The 20286-nt window shown below is 73.3% G+C and carries 19 protein-coding genes; 2 read left to right on the plus strand and 17 right to left on the minus strand.

Annotated elements, in window-relative coordinates:
* Position 1: 1 nt before the first annotated feature.
* The 11 genes from ACYVLJ_RS33760 to ACYVLJ_RS33810 form a co-directional block, all read right to left on the minus strand.
* On the minus strand, positions 2-982 hold the full coding sequence (locus tag ACYVLJ_RS33760; RefSeq protein WP_451985367.1) for an ABC transporter permease: 981 nt from the start codon (positions 980-982) through the stop codon (positions 2-4).
* Positions 979-2571 carry a periplasmic substrate-binding domain-containing protein gene (locus ACYVLJ_RS33765; protein ID WP_460441704.1) on the minus strand — a complete coding sequence of 531 codons (1593 nt, stop codon included), beginning with the start codon at positions 2569-2571 and terminating at the stop codon, positions 979-981. The genes ACYVLJ_RS33760 and ACYVLJ_RS33765 overlap by 4 nt, the downstream gene beginning before the upstream one ends.
* Positions 2568-3458 carry a serine hydrolase gene (locus tag ACYVLJ_RS33770; RefSeq protein WP_451985363.1) on the minus strand — a complete coding sequence of 297 codons (891 nt, stop codon included), beginning with the start codon at positions 3456-3458 and terminating at the stop codon, positions 2568-2570. Before ACYVLJ_RS33770 ends, ACYVLJ_RS33765 begins: the two co-directional genes overlap by 4 nt.
* Positions 3455-4840 carry a serine hydrolase domain-containing protein gene (locus ACYVLJ_RS33775; protein ID WP_460441705.1) on the minus strand — a complete coding sequence of 462 codons (1386 nt, stop codon included), beginning with the start codon at positions 4838-4840 and terminating at the stop codon, positions 3455-3457. Before ACYVLJ_RS33775 ends, ACYVLJ_RS33770 begins: the two co-directional genes overlap by 4 nt.
* 101 nt (positions 4841-4941) lie before the next feature.
* Positions 4942-5127 (minus strand): hypothetical protein, encoded by a 186-nt coding sequence (locus ACYVLJ_RS33780; RefSeq protein ID WP_460441706.1) that lies wholly within the window; start codon positions 5125-5127, stop codon positions 4942-4944.
* A 22-nt stretch (positions 5128-5149) separates the two neighbouring features.
* Positions 5150-6397 carry an MFS transporter gene (locus tag ACYVLJ_RS33785; RefSeq protein WP_460441707.1) on the minus strand — a complete coding sequence of 416 codons (1248 nt, stop codon included), beginning with the start codon at positions 6395-6397 and terminating at the stop codon, positions 5150-5152.
* Positions 6394-7500 (minus strand): o-succinylbenzoate synthase, encoded by a 1107-nt coding sequence (gene menC, locus ACYVLJ_RS33790; RefSeq protein WP_460441708.1) that lies wholly within the window; start codon positions 7498-7500, stop codon positions 6394-6396. Before menC ends, ACYVLJ_RS33785 begins: the two co-directional genes overlap by 4 nt.
* Positions 7497-8378, minus strand: a complete 882-nt coding sequence (locus tag ACYVLJ_RS33795; protein ID WP_460441709.1) for a GNAT family N-acetyltransferase — start codon at positions 8376-8378, stop codon at positions 7497-7499. Before ACYVLJ_RS33795 ends, menC begins: the two co-directional genes overlap by 4 nt.
* Before the next feature lie 32 nt (positions 8379-8410).
* Complete coding sequence (locus tag ACYVLJ_RS33800) at positions 8411-9526, minus strand: M20 family metallopeptidase (RefSeq protein WP_460441710.1); 1116 nt, start codon at positions 9524-9526, stop codon at positions 8411-8413.
* A complete protein-coding gene (locus ACYVLJ_RS33805) occupies positions 9523-10995 on the minus strand; it encodes an amidohydrolase family protein (RefSeq protein ID WP_460441711.1) in 1473 nt (490 codons plus the stop codon). Before ACYVLJ_RS33805 ends, ACYVLJ_RS33800 begins: the two co-directional genes overlap by 4 nt.
* A gap of 93 nt (positions 10996-11088) precedes the next feature.
* Complete coding sequence (locus ACYVLJ_RS33810) at positions 11089-11739, minus strand: TetR/AcrR family transcriptional regulator (RefSeq protein WP_460441712.1); 651 nt, start codon at positions 11737-11739, stop codon at positions 11089-11091.
* A 60-nt stretch (positions 11740-11799) separates the two neighbouring features.
* Here ACYVLJ_RS33810 and ACYVLJ_RS33815 point away from each other — a divergent pair, with 60 nt between their 5' ends.
* Positions 11800-12000: a hypothetical protein gene (locus ACYVLJ_RS33815; RefSeq protein ID WP_460441713.1), complete on the plus strand. Its 201-nt coding sequence runs from the start codon at positions 11800-11802 to the stop codon at positions 11998-12000.
* Here the strand turns inward: ACYVLJ_RS33815 and ACYVLJ_RS33820 are convergent.
* Positions 11997-13166: an MFS transporter gene (locus ACYVLJ_RS33820; RefSeq protein WP_451985345.1), complete on the minus strand. Its 1170-nt coding sequence runs from the start codon at positions 13164-13166 to the stop codon at positions 11997-11999. The genes ACYVLJ_RS33815 and ACYVLJ_RS33820 overlap by 4 nt on opposite strands.
* Before the next feature lie 66 nt (positions 13167-13232).
* Between ACYVLJ_RS33820 and ACYVLJ_RS33825 the strand changes: the two genes are divergently transcribed.
* Positions 13233-14204 (plus strand): ArsR/SmtB family transcription factor, encoded by a 972-nt coding sequence (locus ACYVLJ_RS33825; protein ID WP_460441714.1) that lies wholly within the window; start codon positions 13233-13235, stop codon positions 14202-14204.
* Here ACYVLJ_RS33825 and ACYVLJ_RS33830 read toward each other — a convergent pair.
* The 5 genes from ACYVLJ_RS33830 to ACYVLJ_RS33850 are packed head-to-tail and all read right to left on the minus strand — an operon-like array spanning position 14201 to position 20206.
* Positions 14201-15427, minus strand: coding sequence for a hypothetical protein (locus ACYVLJ_RS33830; RefSeq protein WP_460441715.1), 1227 nt, complete (start codon positions 15425-15427; stop codon positions 14201-14203). The two genes, ACYVLJ_RS33825 and ACYVLJ_RS33830, sit on opposite strands and share 4 nt — an antisense overlap.
* 48 nt (positions 15428-15475) lie before the next feature.
* Positions 15476-16291, minus strand: a complete 816-nt coding sequence (locus tag ACYVLJ_RS33835; RefSeq protein WP_460441716.1) for an HpcH/HpaI aldolase/citrate lyase family protein — start codon at positions 16289-16291, stop codon at positions 15476-15478.
* Positions 16288-17496 (minus strand): CaiB/BaiF CoA transferase family protein, encoded by a 1209-nt coding sequence (locus tag ACYVLJ_RS33840; protein ID WP_460441717.1) that lies wholly within the window; start codon positions 17494-17496, stop codon positions 16288-16290. Before ACYVLJ_RS33840 ends, ACYVLJ_RS33835 begins: the two co-directional genes overlap by 4 nt.
* On the minus strand, positions 17493-19340 hold the full coding sequence (locus ACYVLJ_RS33845) for a formylglycine-generating enzyme family protein (protein ID WP_460441718.1): 1848 nt from the start codon (positions 19338-19340) through the stop codon (positions 17493-17495). The genes ACYVLJ_RS33840 and ACYVLJ_RS33845 overlap by 4 nt, the downstream gene beginning before the upstream one ends.
* The gene (locus tag ACYVLJ_RS33850) at positions 19337-20206 is read right to left on the minus strand and encodes a ribokinase (protein ID WP_460441719.1); all 870 of its coding nucleotides are present in this window, start codon (positions 20204-20206) and stop codon (positions 19337-19339) included. Before ACYVLJ_RS33850 ends, ACYVLJ_RS33845 begins: the two co-directional genes overlap by 4 nt.
* Positions 20207-20286 lie beyond the last annotated feature (80 nt).

A 20286-nucleotide genomic window follows, 5' to 3' on the forward strand; every position in this document is an offset into this window, starting at 1 on the left:
GTCAGCTCTCCCGAATCGTCGAGCGGGGGTCGAGCAGCCCGAGCACGACGTCGACCAGCAGGTTCACCAGCAGTACGCCGACGCCGTAGACGAGCACGATCCCCTGCACCAGCGGGTAGTCCTTCTCCAGGATCGACTGCACGATCGTCGAACCGAGGCCGGGCCAGGCGAACACGTTCTCCACCAGCACGGTGCCCGCCACCATCGTGGTGAGCATCAGCCCGCCCAGGGTGAGCGACGCGGTCAGCGCGTTCGGCAGCGCGTGCCGGACGTACACGAGCCGCGCGGGCAGCCGCTTCGCCCGCGCGGTGCGGACGAAGTCGGCGCCCAGCACGGAAAGCAGCTCGACCCGGATGATCCGGGCGAGCACCGCCGCCGGCCCGACCGCCAGCGCCGCCACCGGCAGCACGTACGCGCTCGCGTCGTCACCGCCCGCCACCGGGAACCAGCCGAGGCCGACGGCGAGCAACGCAACCAGCCCGACCGCGATCAGGAACTCCGGGACGGCGGCGAGGAGCACGCTCACCGACGTGAACCCGAGCTCCGCGCCCCGGCGCCGCCCGCCGCGGGTCAGCACCGCGAAGCAGACGCCGGCCGGGACCGCGACGACGACCACCACGGCGAAGGCCAGCACCGCCAGCTGCAGCGTCGCCGGCAGCCGGTCGCCGATCACCTGCGCCACCGGCTGCCCGCTCACCATCGACGTCCCGAAGTCACCGGAGACCAGGCCGCGCAGGTAGTGCCCGTACTGCAGCCACAACGGGTCGTCGAGGCCGAGCTCCGCCCGCTTGGCGGCCACCAGGTCGGCGGGCGCGGTCATCCCGAGCGCGGCCCGCACCGGGTCGCCGGGGACCAGGTGGATCATCAGGAACGCCGCGGTGAGCAGCGCCCACAGCGAGACGGCGAACCGCGCCAGCCGCCGTGCGGCGAACGCCGGCCACGGGGTGCCCCGCAGGCCGGCGGTCGCCGTCGCCGTGGTCATTTCGCGTACATCCGGATCGAGGTCGGATCCATGTTGCCCTGGTTGAGCGTGAACTTCGCGCCGCTGGCGTAGACCGGCACGACGGAGTCGAAGTAGGGCACCGCGTCGACTCGCTTGACCAGTGCGGTCTCCGCCGCGTTCCAGTCCGGGCAGCTCGCTTCGCCGGGCTTCGAAGCCGCCCGCTGCGCCGCCTGGTCGTACCCGGGGTTGGCGATGTGCGCGAAGTTCGTGCCGTTGGGCGCGGCCGGGCCGGAGACGAACGGCACCAGCTGGCTCGGCAGGGTGAACCCGACCGGACCGAGGGAGACCTCCCACTCGCCGGTGCCGAACAGGACCTGGCTGAGGCCGGGGCTGTCGACCGCTTTGAGCGTCACCTCGGCGCCGAGGGACTTCCACTGCTGCTGGACCAGCTCCGCGGTCGGCGCCATCGTCGGGCCGAGCTGGGTGCCGTAGAGGACGGTGAGCGAGAGCTTCTTGCCGTCCTTGGCGCGCACGCCGTCCGCGCCCTTCTTCCAGCCCGCGGCGTCCAGCCCGGACGCGGCCGAGGCCGGGTCGTGGGCCGGCAGGTTGCCGGTGACGGAGTCGCCGGGGCACATCGCCGGCTCGTTCGTGACCATGCCCCGCGACGGCTTGCCGGCGCCGCTGGTCAGCACCTTGCCGAGCTGCGGCAGGTCGAGTGCCTGCGTCAGCGCCCGGCGGACGGCTTCGTCCTGTCCGGGCCGCCCGTCCGCCTGGTTGTAGAACACCTCGCCGATCGGGGCCGTGTAGTCGGCGTGGAAGAGCTTGCGCGCGTCCAGCCGCTGCCGGTCCGGTCCGATGATCTGGGCCGCGTTGAGCTCGCCGGACAGCAGCAGGTTCGTCGCGGTCGTGGTGTTCGGGACGACCCGCACGACGATCTTCTCCGGCAGGCCCGGTTCGGCCTTCCAGTCGCCCGGGCCCCACGTGTAGTCCTTGCGGCGGGTGAAGGTGTAGTGGTCGTTGGGCACGGACTCCGAAACCGTGAACATCCCGGTGCCGGCTTCGCCCTTGGCGAGCAGCTTGCGGTCCGCGAGTCCCTTCGCGCAGGCGATCGGCACGCCGCCGACGTTGCGGGCCAGGAACGCGTCCGGCTTTCCGCTGGTGACCGAGATCGTGCGCGTCGCCTCGTCCGCGGTCGCCTTCGTGCCCGGCGCGACGTAGAGCCCGGCGATGGGTGACTTGTTCGCCGGGTCGCCGATGAAGTTCACGTTGGCCGCGACGTCGGCCGCGGTCAGCGGCGACCCGTCCGCGCAGGTGAGGCCGGGGCGCAGGGTGAAGGACGCGGTGGTGGTCGTCGCCTCCCACTTCGCGGCGAGCCCCGGGACCAGCTTGCCGTCGGCGCCGAGGTTCAGCAGCGGGTCGTAGAGGAACCGGTCGACCTGGAGGGCGACCGACAGCACGGTCATGTGCGGGTCGAGGCTGCCGGGGTCGGAGCCGACGCCGACGTTGAACGTCTTGCCGTCCACCGGGGTCCCGTCCCCGGCCGCGGCGCCGCCGCCCGGTCCCCCGCAGGCGGTCGCGGCGAGGGCGAGGACCCCGAGCAGGACCGCGGCGGTCCGTGTCTTGGTCATGGGGTTTCCTTCCGCAGGTGGTCCACGGCGAGGCGGGCCGCCTCGCCGATGGCGGCGTCGACGGCGGGCTGCCGCTCGGCCAGGGATTCGGCCCGGGTGAAGACCGCGACGGCGAACCGGCGTCCGTCCGGGTAGGACACGACACCGGCTTCGTTGCGGACCGCGGGCAGCGTGCCGGTCTTGGCCGCGATCGTGACGTCGGCGGGGAAGCCGGCGGAGAGGCGGTGGGGCCAGATCTGGTGCGCCATGATCGAGCGCACCCGCTCGCACGCGGCCGGGTCGGCGGCGCGGTCGGTCCAGATCGCTTCGAGCAGCGTGGTGATCTCGCGGGGCGTCGACGCCGTCGTGCGCTCGGGGTCCAGCACCGCGAGCTTCCGGATCTGCTCCGGCCGGGCTTCGGCGAGAACGGTGTCGAGGTCCGCGTCATCGGCGGCCCCCAGGTCGGCGAGCACCGACGCGAACAGGTCTTCGCAGCAGCCGATCAGCCGGGTCCGCTTCAGGTCCAGATCGGCGAGGACGCGGTCGACGGCGTCCTGGCCGACGCGGTGGTAGATGACGTCCGTGGCCGCGTTGTCGCTCATGGTCAGCATGAACAGCGCGAGGTCGCGCCAGCTCATCTCGACGTCGTCCGCGCAGCCCGCGGTGCCGATCCCGCCGATGCGGTAGCGCTTCCCGACGCGGGTGCGTCCGGTCTCGTCCAGGCGCCCGGCGACGACCTCCCGGGCGTAGGCGACGGCGACCGGGATCTTGAACACCGACGCGAGCACGACCGGGTCGTCCGCGCCGGCGGCCACCTCGGGCCCGCCGCCGATCTCCCGCGCGTGCAGGAAGCCCCGCGCGCCGACCGAGGAGAAGACGTCGGCGATCTCCGCCTCGACGGTGCTCACGTGCGCACCCGCTTGTCGGCGCGGCCGGTGTGCAGGTACAGCGCGTGGCCTTCGCCGTCGTCGCCGACGAACGCGTGCGGCAGGTACATCCCCTGCATCGGCTCGGCCAGGATCAGCGTGTCGCCCTTCATCGCGACCAGCTCGGTCTTCTCGGGCTTGGCCAGCTCGGCGAAGATCCCCTTCGGGACGCGCTCGACCCAGACGCGGCCGTCGTCGTCCTGGCTGACCGTGATGTCCGCGACCGACGACGCGTACTCCCCCACGTACCGCGCGGCGTCGATGCGCGGCGCGGCCGGGTCCGGCACCGGCGGCACGGCGAGCTCGATGCCGGTCAGCTCCTTGAGGATGTGGCCGACGACCTCGGTGTAGACCGGGATCGGTTCGCCGCCGTTGGTCAGCAGCGCCACGGCGACGCCGTGCGCGGGCGCGAGCCGCAGGAAGGCCGACTGGCCGATCGTGCCGCCGTCGTGCCCGACGACCGCGCCGCCCGGCCAGTCGAACAGCGACCAGCCCAGGCCCCACGCGTCGCCGATCAGGCCGAGGTCGGGCAGCTCCACCCGGCGCTCCCGCATCGCGCGGGCGTTCTCGGCGCTCAGGACGCGCTTGCCGTCCGAGTCTTCGCCGTCGCGCAGGTGCATGGCCGCGAACGTCACGAGGTCCCGCGGCCGCATCGCGAGCATCGAGCCGGCCGGCGCGTTCGACGGCGCCAGCGACCAGACCCCGGCGGGTTCGGGGTCGGCGCCGGGCTCGGGCGCGACGTGGCCCAGCGCGGCCCGGAACCGGATCGCCTCGTACGGGCTCGCGGCGGCGTGCGTCAGTCCCAAGGGGACGAACAGGTGCTCGGCCAGGCAGTCGTTGTAGGCCTTGCCCCGCAGCACTTCCACGACCCGGCCGAGCACGCAGAAAGCGGCGTTGTTGTAGGAAAACATCTCGCCGGGCGCGAAGAGCTGGGGCACGTCGCCCAGGGTGGCGACGTACTTCTCGACGCAGTCGGCACCGCGGCCGGTGTCGGTGAAGATGTCGCCTTCGAAGCCCGAAGTGTGGGTCATCAGCTGCCGGACGGTGATCCGCGCGGCGGCGTCTTCGTCGGCGATCGTGAACTCGGGCAGGTACTTCCGCACCGGCTGGTCGAGGTCGAGCAGGCCCTCGTCGACGAGCTGCAGGGCCAGCGTGGTCGTCCAGACCTTCGTGATCGAGCCGATCTGGAACAGCGAGTCGGTGTCGGCCTCGACGCCGGTGCCCTTGTTGAGCACGCCGGCCGCGTGGTCGATGATCTCACCGCCGGCGTAGACCGCCACGGACGCGCCGGGCACCTTGTGGTCGGCCAGGACGGCGGGGAGCCGGGTTTCGAGCCAAGCGGAGAGTTCGGTGAGCTTCGACATGGTTGCCTCTCGTCCGAGATGGGGGAACCGGCGATTCGGGGATGCTAGGCCGGGGGCCGGGGCGGCCGATTCGTCGAAACCGACGAGACCCGGGGAAACTTTCATCGCGGCGGACGAACCCCCGCGTCGCGCGGCCGCGGTGGCAGGGCCGCGCGGGCCGCCGCCCAGCCGACCGCGGCCAGGACCTTGAGCTTCGAGGCGGTCACCGCCGCCTCGACGGTGAGCCGCCGGACCCGGACGCCGGCCTCGGCCACGCGGCGGGTGATCGCGTCTTCGGCTGATTCCACGGGGCTCTCCGTCCGTTGTGGACTATCCGGCGAAGGTGAACTGCTCGGCGCGCTGGGGCACCCAGAACGCGACGATCGCGGCGAGCAGGGTCGTGACGATGAGGAAGCCGAACGCGGCCGGGTAGGAGAAGCGGTCGGCCAGCCAGCCCATCACCACCGGGGCGACGGCGCCGGCGACCTGGCCGCCGAAGTTCATGATCCCCATTCCCAGCCCGATCACGGCCGGCGGGATCACCCGCAGCGGCAGGCCGAACACGCCCATCGTGGCGAGGCCGGCGACGCCGAGCGAGAGCGTTTCGTAGACGGTGAACTGCGTCGTGCTGCCCGCGGTGACCATCAGCGCGAGCAGGACGACCGTGGTGAGCAGGATGCCGCCGAGGAACCAGCGGGCCCGGTCGTGGAAGAAGCGGTCGAACAGCCAGCCGCCGAGGATCGTGGTGCCGATGCTGACGAGCATCGGGATCGCGGCGAGCACACCGGTCTGGGCCAGCGACAGGTGCCGCGCCTCCACCAGGTAGCTCGGCACCCAGGTGACCAGGCCGTAGGAAAGCATGTTGACCAGGCAGAACAGCAGCGCGAACTTCCACACCACGAACGACCGCAGCACGCGGGAGCGCGGCACCCGCGGGGTGGCCTTGCCCTCCGGCAGGCTGCTCAGCCGGTCGGGCAGCGCCTTCGGCAGGATCGCCCAGACCGCGATGCCGATCGCGGCCCCGCAGCCGGCCATCCAGAAGAACGTGTGCCGCCAGCCGACGGCCATCAGCAGCGGCCCGACGATCAGCGGGGCCAGGCCCGCGCCGATCCCGCTGGCCGAGAGCATCACGCCGCTCGCCGTCGCCCGGTTGGCCGGGGTGGTCCGCTCGGCGACGGCCTTGAACGACGCCGCCGGGAAGCAGCCCTGGCAGACGCCGAACAGCGCCCGCACGAGCAGCAGCAGGCCGAACGTGCCGGCCAGGCCCGTCAGCGCGGTGAACAGCGACCAGAGCACGAGCGTGACGAGCATCGGGCGCCGCGAGCCGTAGCGGTCGGCCAGGTAGCCCGCCGGGATCTGGCAGACCATGTAGACGAGCGCGAAGATCGTGACCAGCCAGCCCTGCTGGGCCTTCGACAGCGCGAACTCCGCCCCGATCGACGGCAGCGCCATGCTGATCGCGAAGCGGTCGATGTAGTCGACCGACCAGGCGAGCAGCATGACGACCATCGTCACCAGCGCCGTGCGGTTGACCCGCTTCGCCGTCCAGAGTTCGGTTTGCGCGTCGACCGCCGTCATGAGGCGAGCCAGGCCTTCGCGACGGTGACCTCGGCGAGCCGTTCCGGGATCGGCGTGACGCCGAGGCCGGGGCCCGAGGGCACCGGCAGCCGGCCGCCTTCGAGCACGAACGGCTCGGTGATGTCCTCGGTGTAGAACCGGTCCGACGCCGACGTGTCGCCGGGCAGGGTGAACCCGGGCAGCGAAGCGAGCGCCACGTTCGCCGCCCGGCCCAGCCCGGTCTCGATCATCCCGCCGCACCAGACCGGGACGCCGTGCGCGGCGCACACGTCGTGCACCCGCCGCGCCTCGAGGTACCCGCCGACCCGGCTGGGCTTGATGTTGACGATCCGGCAGGCGCCGAGCTTGATCGCGTCGGCGGCCGAGCGGGCCGAGACGACGGACTCGTCGAGGCAGATCGGCGTCCGGATGTGCCGGGCCAGCTCGGCGTGCCCGAGGACGTCCTCCTCTTCGAGCGGCTGCTCGATCAGCAGCAGCTCGAACGGGTCGAGCCGCTGCAACTGCGGGACGTCCGAGAGGGTGTACGCGGTGTTCGCGTCGACCTGCAGCAGGATGTCGTCGCCGAAGCGCTCGCGGACCGCGCGCACCGGCTCGACGTCCCAGCCCGGCTCGATCTTGAGCTTGATCCGGACGTAGCCGTCGTCGAGGTAGCCGCCGACGACGTCCAGGAGCTTCGGGATCGTGTCCATGATGCCGACGGACACCCCGCACGGCACCGAGTCCTTCGTGGACCCCAGCGCGGTGCCGAACGAGATGCCGTGGGCACGCAGTTCCGCGTCCAGGACCGCCATTTCCAGGGCGCCCTTGGCCATCCGGTGGCCCTTGAACTTGGCCAGCAGCGGCGCGACCTTGCCGGCCGTGAGGTCCTCGGCGGCCAGCAGGGCCGGGACGAGGAACGTCCGCAGCACGTGCTCGACGCCGTCGACGTACTCCGAGGAGTAGAGCGGGTCGGCCATCGCGCCGCACTCGCCCCAGCCCTCGCCTTCCGATGTCACCGCCCGCAGGAGCAGCAGCTCGCGTTCGGCCTGCGTGCCGAACGACGTCCGGAACGGCGCGACCAGGGGCATCCGGACGCGGAGGAGTTCGATACCACTGAGTTTCACGCGTGCTCCTTTGCCAGGACGTACCAGCCGGCCCGATCGAATCCGAGGACGGAAGCGCCCCCGGCCATCAGGCCGCCGAGCACCTCCCGCAGCGCGACCCGCCACGCCCGGCCCTGGTCCGGGTCGGTACGGCGGAGCGCCTCGATGTCCGGCGGCACGGCCACGAGCACGACCGGCGCGTCCGCCGGGCCGGTGACCGGCGCGCCGTCGGGACCCGCCGCCAGCGCGACCGCGGCACCTTGCGTCCTCAACGCCGAGGCGTCGAACCGGGCCGGGGTGCCCTCGGCCGCCGCGCGGACCGGCGGGCTCGCGAGGTCCCAGACCGCCATCAGCCGGTCGGTGTCGCCCGCGCCGTTGATGCCGTCGTGCATCGGGCCGTAGAAGTCGGGCAGGTAGTGCTCGGGCCGGGCCGCGAGCTTGGTCAGGTTGAAGTGCGCGTTGCGCCGCACCAGCGGGTCGAACGTCCAGGAGATCGACGTGACGTCCTGCTGCAGCGCCCACGCGCGCTGGTGCAGCTTGAGGGCGAAGCCGATGCCGCGGCCGTGCCCGGCGGTCGCGACCCCGGCGATGTGGCTGTGCAGGCCCCGTTTCCCGGGCCCGCCGAAGAACCCGAAGCAGGCACCCAGCAGCTCGGGCCCGTCGAAGGCGCCACCCACGTAGTTGCCGGCCGAGACCATGGCCCGCAGCAGCTCGGACGTCACGGGCTGGTTGCCGGGAGCGGGCCGCCAGATCGACTCGAAGAGCCGGGTCACGGCGGTCAGGTCGGCGACCTCGGCCAGGGTCCGGACCCGGACTCCCGAGGCCGTGGCGGCGGCGGTCGCGGCGGCGGCCGCCTCGTCCCGCAGGAGCGGGGCTGTGTTCGTCACGACTTCTGTCACGCCTCCGATCCTCTCCGGTCCCGTCCGGCGGGTCACCGTTGTGCCGCACCGGAATCGCCCCGCGCGTTCGTCGCCGCGGACGAACTCCGTTGGGACAGCACGGTTTCGGTGAGGGCCTTGAGCAACTCCGTGCGGCGGGCCAGCTCGCCGACGACGACGTGCTCGTGGTCGGCGTGGGCGCCACCGCCGACCGCGCCGAGGCCGTCGAGCGTCGGAATGCCCAGTCCTGCCGTGAAATTGCCGTCCGAGGCACCGCCGACCGCGGCTGCGGTGAGCGGGCCGCCGAGTTCGTTCGCGAGGACGAAGAGGGCCGAAGACGCCTTCGCTTCCAAGGGCGGCCGGTTGACACCGCCGACGATGCGGAGCTGTGCCCGGTCGAGGACCGGCGTCAAGCTTCTGATCGCCCGGTCGACGCGGTCCTGCTCGGCCGCGTCCCAGGCCCGCACGTCGACCGCGACGCTCGCCGTGGCGGGCACGGTGTTGGTCGTGGTGCCGGCCGTGAGCGCCGTCGGGACGACGGTGGTGCCCTTACCCGGATCGGCGAGCGCGGCCACCGCGAGGACCTGGTGGGCGATCTCGATCCCGGCGTTGACGCCCTTCTCCGGCTCGAGCCCGGCGTGCGCGGCGCGGCCGTCGGCCTCGATCCGGTACAGGGAAACACCTTTGCGGCGGGTCTTCAGCGCGCCGCCGTCGGCCGAGGCTTCGAGCACGAAGACCGCGTCACAGCTCTTGGCCTCTTCCTCGATCAGGGCGCGGGACAGCGGTGAGCCGATCTCCTCGTCGCCGGTGACGAGGATCGAGAGGCCGTCCCGGTCGGTCAGGGCCGCGGCGGCGTGCAGGGCCATCACCACACCGGCTTTCATGTCGAAGCAGCCGGGGCCGCGCAGCACGCCGTCGCGGACCTCGAACGGGTGCGTCCGCAGGGAACCCAGCGGCCACACGGTGTCGTGGTGGCCGAGCAGCAGGACGCGCGGCTCCCCGCCGAACCGCCAGCGCAGGTGCGTGCAGCCGTCGGTGACGAGCCGCTCCGGTTCGACGCCGAGCAGCCGGCGGCCGATCCCGGCGACGACCTCGGCACTGCGCGCGACGGCTTCGTGGTCGTGCGAGGGCGACTCGCAGCGGACGAGCGTCTCGATGTCGTCGATCACCGCGGCTCACCCCGCAGGGGTTTGCCGGGCAGTGCATCGGTGTTCAGATCCCCTTCGCTGACAACGGGAACTCCGCCGACGTAGAGGTGCCGGACGCCCACTGACGGCCGGGTGGGATCGGTATACGTTGCGGTGTCGGTGATCCGGGCGGGGTCGAGCACGACGACGTCGGCGTCGGCCCCCGCGGCCAGGTGGCCCTTGCCGCGCGCTGCTGGCGCGACGTCGTCGAGCAGCCGCGAAGGCAGGTAGGAGCAGCGCCGGAACGCCTCGAGCCAGCTCCACACCCCGGCTTCGCGGACCATCAGGCGCAGGGTCTTCGCGAACGTGCCCGCGGTCCGCGGGTGGGTCGTGCCGCCGGCGGGCAGCGGCCACTCGGTCGTCTCCGTGCGACCGTCCTTCCAGTACACCGGCATGGCGTCGCTGGCGACGACGGAGTCGGGGAACGCGAGCGCCTGGTGCAGCAGGCCGCGGTCGCGGGGATCGGTCTCGTCGAGGAACTCCAGGATGCACGGCGTGCCGGGGTCTTCCTGCCGCACCTGACGCAGCCGGCCTTCGTCGGCGACGCGCTCGCCCGTCTCGAGGATGACCACGCTCGACGGCCGGAGTCCCTTCAGGCGCAGGCGGTCCGGCTCGATGAAGGCCGCGCCGACGGCGGTGCTGCCCGCGCCGTACGGGTAGGCCTCGACGGTGACGCGCGAGCCTTCGCGGCGGGCGGTGTCCAAAGTGGCCAGGACGCGGTCGATGTGGTGCCCGGACGTGCTGTTGACGTGGCAGTGGTGCATCGCGGCGCCGGTCTCCCCCGCGGCCGCGACGATCTCGACCGACCCGTCGACCGGGGTCGCCGGGTCGACCTCGACCAGCTCGCGGACGTGGGTGTAGGTCGGCACGCCGGCCTGCGCGGCGAGGTGCGCGACGGCCATGAACTCGCCGGGCTCGGTCGCGGGCGCGTACCCCATGAGGATGCCGATGCCCAGCGCGCCCCGCGCGAGCTCACCTTCGAGCAGCGCCAGCCAGGCGGCGAGTTCGGTCGGGGTGGAACTGCGCTGCCACCGCGGGTTCCCGAGCACCGCGAGCCCGCCGGCGATGCTGGCGTCGGGCGCGATGTCCGCGAGCACCTGGGCGCGGGCGGCGCCCCAGGAGGCGGAGAAGCCGTAGTGCAGCGGGCGTCCGGCCGCGGCGGCCTCGGCGTAGGCCCGCTCGATGGGCATCAGCCCGGCTTCGAGGTCGAGCGCCGTGGTGACGCCGTCCATGGCCTGCAGCCGCTGCCCGGCGATGGAGTGCACGTGGCTGTGCAGGTCGACGAACCCGGGCCCGACGACGAGCCCCCGGACGTCGACGACGGTGGCGTCCGGCGCCTCGATCCCGACGCCGGCCGCGGCGACCAGGCCGCCGTCGAGGAGCACGTCCGCGATGCCGTCGAACCCGGTCCCGGGGTCGACGACCCGGCCGCCCCGCAAGAGTGTCTGCACCCGTCCGCCTCCTCGTCGTTGCCGATCGAGGTGACGTTAGGGGGATTTCCGGCGGGCCCGTTGGTGCGCGACGACGAACCGGGGCGGCGGTCTTCAGCCGCGCGGACGAACCGGCGTGACCGGGGCCAGGAGGAGACCCGTGATCGCGTCGATCAGGCCCGTGCCCGCGTCGTCCCAGCTCGCCCTCGGGGTCGGCGTGCCCTCGGCCAGGGCGCGCTCCCGCTCCGCGGTCATGTGGATCATGAGCTGGCGGGCCATGTCGCCGCGTTCGGCGCGGACGTCCGGCGGGAGGCCGTCGAGGCAGCGGTTCAGCCCCTCGACCGCTTTGGCCAGCGCCGGGGACGACAGGGACTCCTCCGCGATGATCGCCCGCAGCGCCGGGTCGGTCATCACCTGGGCGCTGAACCGGGCGAACCACGTCGGGGCACCCAGCTCGCTCAGGTACGTCGTGCTCGGGCGGACCAGGCAGGCCACCCAGTCCCGCAGGCCGGCGCCGTCTTCGACGCCCTCGACGAGCTCGGCGCGCAGCCGTTCCATCCGCTCGGTGTGCTTGCGGACGATCGCGCGGACCAGGTCGGCCTTGGTGCCGAAGTGGTAGTTGACGGCGGCGTTGTTGCCCTGCCCGGCGGCCTCGCTGATGTGCCGGTTGGACACCACCTGCACCCCGTGCTCGGCGAAGAGCCGCTCCGCCGTCACGAGGATGCTCTCCCGCGTCGCGCTCGCGCGGGCCGCCTTGACGTTCATCGCCCCACCCTACGGAGCCCACCGGGTTGACACCCCGGCGGCGCGGGTACCCCGCGGGTCATGAGCACCGACGTCGAACGCGCGGCACACGCCTTCTGCCCGCGGTGCCACCCGGACCCGAAGCCGGGCGAAGTGCTCACCGCCCTCTGCGGTGCCCGGCACCCGTACCACGGCCGCCGCGACCGGCCGGTGAACACCTGCCCGGCCTGCGTGGCGCTGGCCTCGGCGTCGGTGTACGCCTGCGGCCACCCCGGCGGCTAGTCCCGCCAGGCCCGGACCAGCACGGGCAGCGCCGCCACGAGGGCGACCCCGCGTACGGCACCGGCCACGAGGTACGGCGCCCGCAGCCCCAGCCCGTGGGCGACCAGCCCGCCGGTCAGGGCGCCCGCCGGGATCAGCCCCCAGCCGAGCAGCTTGTACACGCTCGTGACCCGGCCGAGCAGTGCGGACGGCACGAGCCGCTGGCGGAGCCCGACGGTCACGATGTTCCAGAGCGTCGTCACGAACCCGTTCACGGCGAGGAACGCGCCGAGCGTCACCGGGTCCCGGCTCAGCCCGATGCCGGCGAACGCGCCGACGTTGACCGCCAGCGCCGTCACGAGCGCGGCCCGGTCGCCGGTCGCGGCCACGACGCGCGCGTTCACCAGGCCGCCGAGCACGCTGCCCAGCGCCGCCCCGGCGAGCAGCAGGCCGTAGCCGCGCGCGTCCAGGCGGACGACCTGGGTGGCGAGCAGGACGAGCGTCGCGTTGGCGAGCTGGCCGCAGAAGGTGTTGACGCCCAGCAGGACCGCGAGCGTCCGCAGCAGCCGGTGCCGCAGCAGCCACGCCAGCCCTTCGCGCACGGCGGAGCGGGCCCGCACACCGGGCTCTCGCCGGGGCAGCTTCGCGACGAGCACCGAGGACAGGGCGAACGAGACGGCGTCGAGCCCGAACGGCAGCGCCGCCGCCACGCCGAACAGCAGGCTGCCCAGCGGTGGCCCGGCGAACTGGACGCCGATCGTCGTGATCGCCTGCTGGCGGCCGTTGGCCCGCGCCAGCAACGGCTTCGCGACCAGGTCCGGCAGGATCGCCTGCGCCGCGGTGCCGAACACGACGTCCCCGGCGCCCAGCCCGAACGCCGTGACGACGAGGAGCGGGATACCCGCGCGGCCGCACGCCACCAGCAGCGCGGTCGTCGCGACCAGCACCGCCTGGAACGCCTGTGCCCGCCACATCAGGCCCGCGCGGTCGTGCCGGTCGGCCAGTGCCCCGGCCGGGAGGCTCAGCAGCAGCCACGGCAGGTACGCCGCCGTCGAAACGAGCGACACGAGCCGCGGGTCCCGGGTGATCGTGACGGCGAGCAGCGGCACCGCCGCCGTGAACGCGCCGGTGCCGACGTTGTCGATGCCGGTCGCCCACCAGAGCCGCCGGAAATCCCCCGAGATCATGCTCCGATCCTTCGGCCACCGCGCCGAGGCGGACAGCATTTAGCCCGGTGCTCCATACTCGGCGGCATGGCCCTGACGATCGAACTGGGCGCCGACGAGCTGGCGACGACCCGGATCGCGATCTCCCCGCTCTCGGAGACCGTCGCGTGCCTCCGGCAGCTGGGCGGCATCGAACGGCAGGCCGCCACGCTGCCGTGGCTGCGCTGGGCCCAGGACGAACTGGCCCGCGAGCCGCTCGACCTCCCGTGGACCTGGCCGCTGCTCGTGCACGACCGGCCCGGCTGGCCGCAGTTCCTCGTCCCCGCACCGAAGGACTCCGGTCCGTCCATCGAGGACGACCTGGCCGCGCTCCGGGGCACGACCGCGCGTCAGGTCCGGGCCAGTCTCGGCCGGGTGTTCGGCGACGCCCTGAGCGGAACGGTCGCGGAGCTCGCCGCGCGGCCGGCGGCCGGGCTGACGGCGATCGCCACCGAACTGCGCCGCGCCCACGACCGGCTGGTCGCCCCGCACTGGCCGCGGATCCGCGCCGTCCTCGACGCCGACGTCGCCCACCGCGCCCGGACGCTCGCCGCGGGCGGCGCCGAACGGCTGTTCGCCGGGCTGCACCCCGACCTGCGCTGGCGGGACGGCCGGCTCTGGCACACCGGCGACCGCCCGCCCGTGCACCGGGGTCCGGGCGGGCTGGTCCTCATCCCCGTCGTGCTCGGCTCACCGCACGTGCTGATCAAGCGGAACACGTCCACCCAGACGACGGTCCGCTACCCGGCCCGCGGCCGCGGCGCCCTCTGGACGGCGGGCACGCGGCCGCCCGCGGCCGGCACCGTCCGGCTGCTCGGCCGGGCCCGGGCCGGGCTCCTCGAGACCCTCCGCTCCCCCGCCACCACGACCGAGCTGGCCCGCGCGCTCGGCGTGACGCCGGGCGCGGTGTCGCAGCACCTGGCCGTCCTGCGCGAAAACGGCCTGGTGAGCCGGGAACGTTCCGGGCGCCGGGTCCTCTACGTGACCACGGCGCTCGGAACGTCCCTGCTCGGCGGCTAGCCCAGCGAGCTCAGCGGCACCGCGAACACCGCCCGCCCGCAGACCTGGTTCTGCGCCGCGCAGTCCGCGGTCGACCACTCCGACTGCGACCACACCAGCCCCGTCGACCAGTCGTACGTCAGCGCCTCCGGGTGGACGGCCCAGCAGGCCGTCGTGGAGCCGCAGGTGGCCGACGTGCCGGCCGTCGTCGTCTGGGCCCAGAGCTGGCCGTTGAGCGTCGCCGAGCTGTGCGCGACGTACCACTTGCCGTTGTGGGACAGCACGCCCTGCATGTTGCCGACGGAGCTGCGGAACGCCTCCGTCGCGGTGCCGGTCAGCAGGTAGTCCGTGCCCATCGGGAAGCGGTAGAGGCGGCCGTGCAGGCTCTGGTCGGAGAAGTACTCCGTCGTGACGATCGACGCCGGGGTGGTGCTGCGGTCCAGCGAGAGCGACGAGAAGCACGGCACGCCCGTGTCGGAGGCCATGCTGCAGGTGCCGCCCGCGTAGGTGTAGTAGCCGATCTGCATCATCGCGTACTTGTAGGTGTACGCCGCATACCCGCCCGAGGTCCTGCCGATCGCGTTGGCCGTCGTGTCGGTCATCTGCAGGATGTGCTTGGTGCTGAACACCCGGATCGCGGTCGAGGTGTTGCCCACCGCGGTGACGTAGATCTTGTCGCCGTACCAGGCCATCCCGCCCATGTGCGCCTGCGCGGCGGAGAAGCTGCTGCCGGTGCTGTTCGGCACGGCCAGGTACACCATCCGGTGCGCGGCCGCGGCGGGGTCGTCGTAGTTGACCGCCTGGATCCGGGCGTCGTCGTAGCGGCCGAGCGCGTCGGTGCCGTGCCAGCCGGACAGGATGATCTTGTCCGCGCCCCACATGCCGTCGTCGTCGGCGTCGCCGGACGTCGTGATGCCCTGCGGGACCCAGGTGGTGCTGCCCGCGCGGTCGGCGTCCCAGCACAGCGACTTCGTCGCCGTCGGCGCCTTGGGCAGCGCGGCCTTCTCGGCGGTGGTGCAGCCGGTCATCGCGTAGCTGGGGTCGTTGACGACGGTGTTGAGGCTGACGTTGGGCAGCGCGGTGTCGAGCGCGGTCAACGCGGTGGCCGGCGTCGCGTGCCACACCAGGTTCTGCTTGGCCGTCGTCGTCAGCGGATCGCTGTAGGCGGCACTGGCCGTGCCGGGCAGGGCCAGTGCGCCGGCCACCACGGCCAGCACGAGGAGGAGCGCTTTCGGAATTCGCATGGGCGCCAGTGCGCCACACGCGGGTCCAAAATCCGTACAAGCCGCGTACTAGTCGGCCAGCGCGAGCACCGTCCGCGCCTGTTCCACCATGGCGACGTCGAGGAACGTCCCGTCCGGCAACGCGATCGCGCCGACGCCCGCCGAGGTCGCGTCCGCGACCCGCGCGATCACCTCGCGGGCCCGCGAGACCTCCTGTGGCGTCGGCAGGAACGCGGCCCGGATCGTCCCGAGCTGGCTCGGGTGGATCGCGGTCCGGCCGCGGAAGCCGAGCGCGCGGCCCGCCCGGCAGGAGGCCGCCAGCCCGTCGAGGTCGCGGACGTTCGCGTACGCGGACATCGCGGGCGGCGCGAGCCGGGCCGGCCGCGCAGCGACGACCACCCGGCTGCGGGCCCACGTCAGCCCGGCGTCGTCGGCGAGGTCGAGGTCCGAGCGCAGGTCCGCCTCGCCGAGCCCGATCGACGCGATCGCCGGCGACGTCGCCGCGACCGCCAGCGCCCGTTCGACCCCCAGCGCGGACTCGATCAGCGGGTGCAGGGCCCGGCCCGGCAGCACGGCGGCGACGGCGAGGATCTCTTCCGGCGTCTCGACCTTCGGCAACCGCGCGCCCACCTCGGGTGGCAGGCTCGCGACCGCGGCGAGGTCGGCGTCGTGCCACGGCGTGCTCGGGTGGTTGACCCGCACCTGCACCGGCCGGGTGACCGACGCGAGCAGCCGCCCGAGGTGGTCCCGGGCTTCGGCCTTGCGCGCCGGCGCGACAGCGTCCTCGAGGTCGACGAGCACGACGTCGGCCGCCGAGGCCAGAGCCTTGCGGACCCGGTCGGGGCGGTCGGCGGGCGTGTAGAGGAACGTCAGCGGCGGGGTCACACCGCACCCCGCTCGCGCAGTTCGGCCACTCGCTCGGGCGCGAACCCCAGCTCCGCCAGCACGGCGTCGGTGTCCGCGCCGTGCGGACGGCCGGTGAAGCCGATGACGCCGTCGTGGCCGGAGAGGCGGAACAGCGGGCCCTGCATGAGCATCGGGCCGAGGTCGGCGTCCTCGATTTCGTGGACCGTGCCGAGCGCGCGGAACTGCGGGTCGGCGACGATGTCGGCGCCGTCGTAGACCGGCGCGACCGCCGCCTGCGCCGCCTCGAACGCCGCGACGACCTCGTCGCGCGTGCGCTGCCCGATCCACTTCCCGACGGCTTCGTCGAGTTCGTCGGCGTGGCGCGCGCGGCCGGCCCCGCCGGCGAACCACGGCTCGTCCACGAGGTCCGGCCGGCCGACGAGGTGGACGACGCGTTCGGCGACCGACTGGGCCGAAGTGGACACGGCGACCCACTGGCCGTCGGCGGTGCGGTAGGTGTTGCGCGGCGCGTTGTTGGTGGAGCGGTTGCCGGTGCGCGGCTGGACGGTGCGCAGCTGGTCCCAGCGCGTGATCTGCGGGCCGAGCATGGCCAGCATCGGCTCGATGATCGCGGTGTCGACGACCTGCCCGCGCCCGGTGGTCGCGCGCGCCGCGAGCGCGACCATGATCGCGTACGCCGTGGCCAGGGACGCGACGCCGTCGGCGAGCCCGAACGGCGGCAGCGTCGGCGGCCCGTCCGGCTCCCCGGTGGCCGCCGCGAACCCGCTCATCGCTTCGGCGAGCGTCCCGAAGCCGGGCCGGGACCGGTAGGGACCGACCTGCCCGAACCCGGTGACACGGGCGAGCACGAGCTCCGGGTTCCAGCTCGCGAGCTCGTCGTAGCCGAGGCCCCAGCGTTCGAGGGTGCCCGGCCGGAAGTTCTCGATCACGACGTCGGCCGTGGTGACCAGGGCGAGGAAGACCTCACGTCCGCCTTCGCTGCCGAGGTCGGCGGTGATGGTGCGCTTGTTCCGGCCCAACGTCTTCCACCACAGGTTGACGCCGTCCTTCGCGGCGCCGTGCGTGCGTGACGGGTCGGGCTTGCGCGGGTGCTCGATCTTGACGACGTCGGCACCCATGTCGCCCAGGTGCATCGCGGCCATCGGGCCGGCGAAGAGCGTGGACGCGTCGACGACGCGCAGCCCGGCCAGCGCGCCGTCCGAGGGATCACGGGAGACCGTCACGCGGTCACCTCCCAGGCGCACCGGAAGCCGACGGTCGCGCTCCGCGCCAGGCCCAGGCCGGGCAGGAGCAGCTTCAGGGTGTAATCCGGTTTCTGCACGCCGCCTTCGACGTACCATTCGGAGCCTTCGGCGTGGTAGTCGCTGCCGCCCTTGAGCATCACGAACCGCGTGCGGCCGTCGGAATGTTCGCTTTCGGTCCAGTTCCAGACCGCCGGAATCCCGCGCCGCAGCCGCTCCCCCGCCAGCTGCCACTCGTCCTCGGTCGGCAGGCGGCCGCCGCGCCAGGCGCAGTACGCGCGGGCGTCGTCGAGGTCGACGTGGGTGACGGGAGCGTCGGGAGGGCCCGGACGTCTCGGCTCCTGGCCGGTGGCGGCGAGGAACTCGGCGTACTGGGCGTTGGTCACTTCGGTCGCCGCTACCGCCACGGCCGTGGTCAGTTCACCTTCACGCTGCAGCGTGCGGGCGTCGTGCAGCCGCGGCGGGAGGGGTTTCCATTCGTCCACGTAGGGCGCTCCCTGGTACATGCCGGTTTCTCGGGCGCGGTAGCGCACGGTCAGCACGTACGGTCCGGCCGGGACGACGACGGCGTCCGCGTCGGGGGTACCGGTGGTCTTCGGTGGACTCTTGCGGGTCGCGATCCGGTGCGGGAACGAGGCGTCCGGGTCGTGCGGCAGCGGCGGGAGGTCCGGCAGCCACCCCGCCACGGCGGCACCGATGCCCCGGGCCGGGACCCCGCCGAAGAGGTCGGTGCCGGGCAGCGGGCCCTGGTAGTCGGTGCTAGCGCGGTTGACGAACGTCCACAGTGTCCGATCGGCTCGCTGCCATTTCGACGCGTAGACCCCCGCGGCCTCCGCCTCGGGCGGGAGTTCGGCCAGGGGCGTCCATTCGCCGTCGAGGAGCAGGTCCGCCGCCGCGCGTTGGACCGTGACCATGCGGCGGACGGTGGCGGCGTCGCGCGGCGACCAGCCGACCCACACGCCGAAGACGACCTCCCACACCATGACGCCGACGCCGTTGAGCCAGGCCGACTGCAGCTCTTCGCTGTGGTCGCGGTGCCAGCGCCGGACGTGGTGCTGCATGTGGCGCCGCTCGTACCAGTGGGCGCGCAGGACGCCGGGCACCGGCGAGTCGGCGAAGAACTGCGCCCACGACGCCGCGTGGTCCTCGATCCGCTCGACCGGCAGCTTCGACTCGCCCTCGAGGACGATGCCGGGTCGCGCGGCTTCCAGCCGCTCGACGAAGTCCGGTTCGGCCTTCTTGAGGGTGTCGAGGAAGACACCGTCGGCCTGCAGGTCCTGCACGAGGGCGGCCAGCTCGGTCAAGTCGTCCTCGCCGCGGCGAGTACCGACGTCCCAGGGGTTGTAGTCGACGAAGACGTGCAACCCGCGGCCGTGCAGGGTCTCGATCAGTTCGCCGAGGCCGGGGACGTCGCGGTAGAAGTCCCACTGGTTGCGGTCGTCGAGACCGATCACCGGGTAGGCGTGCCAGAGCACGACGGCGTCGAGGCCGCCGAAGCGGTCGCGTGCGTCGGCGAGGAACCGCTCGGGCGTGAACCGGCGGTCCTCGAAGGAGTACAGCAGTTCGTCCCAGAGCCACACCTGCGCGACGGCGAAGCAGGACGCCGCCCAAGTCGCTTGTGGACGTTCATAGGCGGCGCCAGTGTAGCCGTGGCGCTTTCGGGCGTCCTCACGCCACGCACGGAGCTCGGCGCGCCACGCGGGGCGGTCGGCGGGGTCCGCGGGCGCGGCGAAGATCTTCGCGTCGTCCAATTCGGACAGTGGCCCGCGCACCTCGGTGGGCCGGTCGATCGGCCGCGGGACGAGCGGGTCGAACTGGTGGGTCATGACGTCATCCCTGCGACCTCGGCTTCGGTGGGAACGGCGGCCTGGGCACCGGGCCGGGTGACGGCGAGCGCCCCGGCGGCCGACGCCCTTCTTGCGGCAACGGGAAGGTCGTCGCCCTGGGCGAGCGCGGCCGCGAGCACGCCGCAGAAGGTGTCCCCGGCGCCGGTGGTGTCGACGACGTCGACGGGGATGCCGGGGATGCGCACGGGTTCGCGGTCCCGCTGCAGGACGACACAGCCTTCGCCGCCCAGGGTGACCACCAGAGCTGGTACCCGCTTCAGCAGCTTCTCGGGCTCACCGGCGAGGTCGGCGGCCTCGTGCTCGTTGACGACGAGCAGGTCGACCACTTCCCAAAGCGAGTCGGGCAGTTCCCGCGACGGCGCGGCGTTGAGGACCATCCGCGCGCCCCGCCGGGCCGCGGCGGCCGCGGCGACCACGTCGAGGGGGATCTCCAGCTGCGCGAGCACCACGTCGGCTCGGGCGATCCGCTCGGCCTGGGCGGGCCCGATCCGGACGTGGTCGTTCGCCCCGGGCGCGACGACGATGGCGTTCTCCCCGTCCGGTGACACGGTGACGAAGGCGGTCCCGGTGGGCGCGTCGGCCCGTTCGACGAGATCGGTCCGGACGCCGGCACCCCCGAGGGAGACGAGGACGAGGTCGGCGGCTTCGTCCTCACCGAGCGCGCCGAGGAAGCTGGTATCGGCACCCCCGGCCACGGCGGCGGCGACGGCCTGGTTCGCCCCCTTGCCCCCGGGACTGCGGCGAAGACGCCCGCCGAGCACGGTTTCCCCGGCCTTGGGCGGCCGGGCCACGTCGACGGCGAGATCGACATTGGCCGAGCCGACGACGACCACCCGCCCCTTCACGAGAACACCCCCATCCGACGGGCAAGGCTCGCCCGGCTGAGCGCACTCCGGCGAACCACCCGGCAGGCGCAGCCGATCGC

It is taken from the genome of Amycolatopsis stemonae (assembly GCF_054781455.1).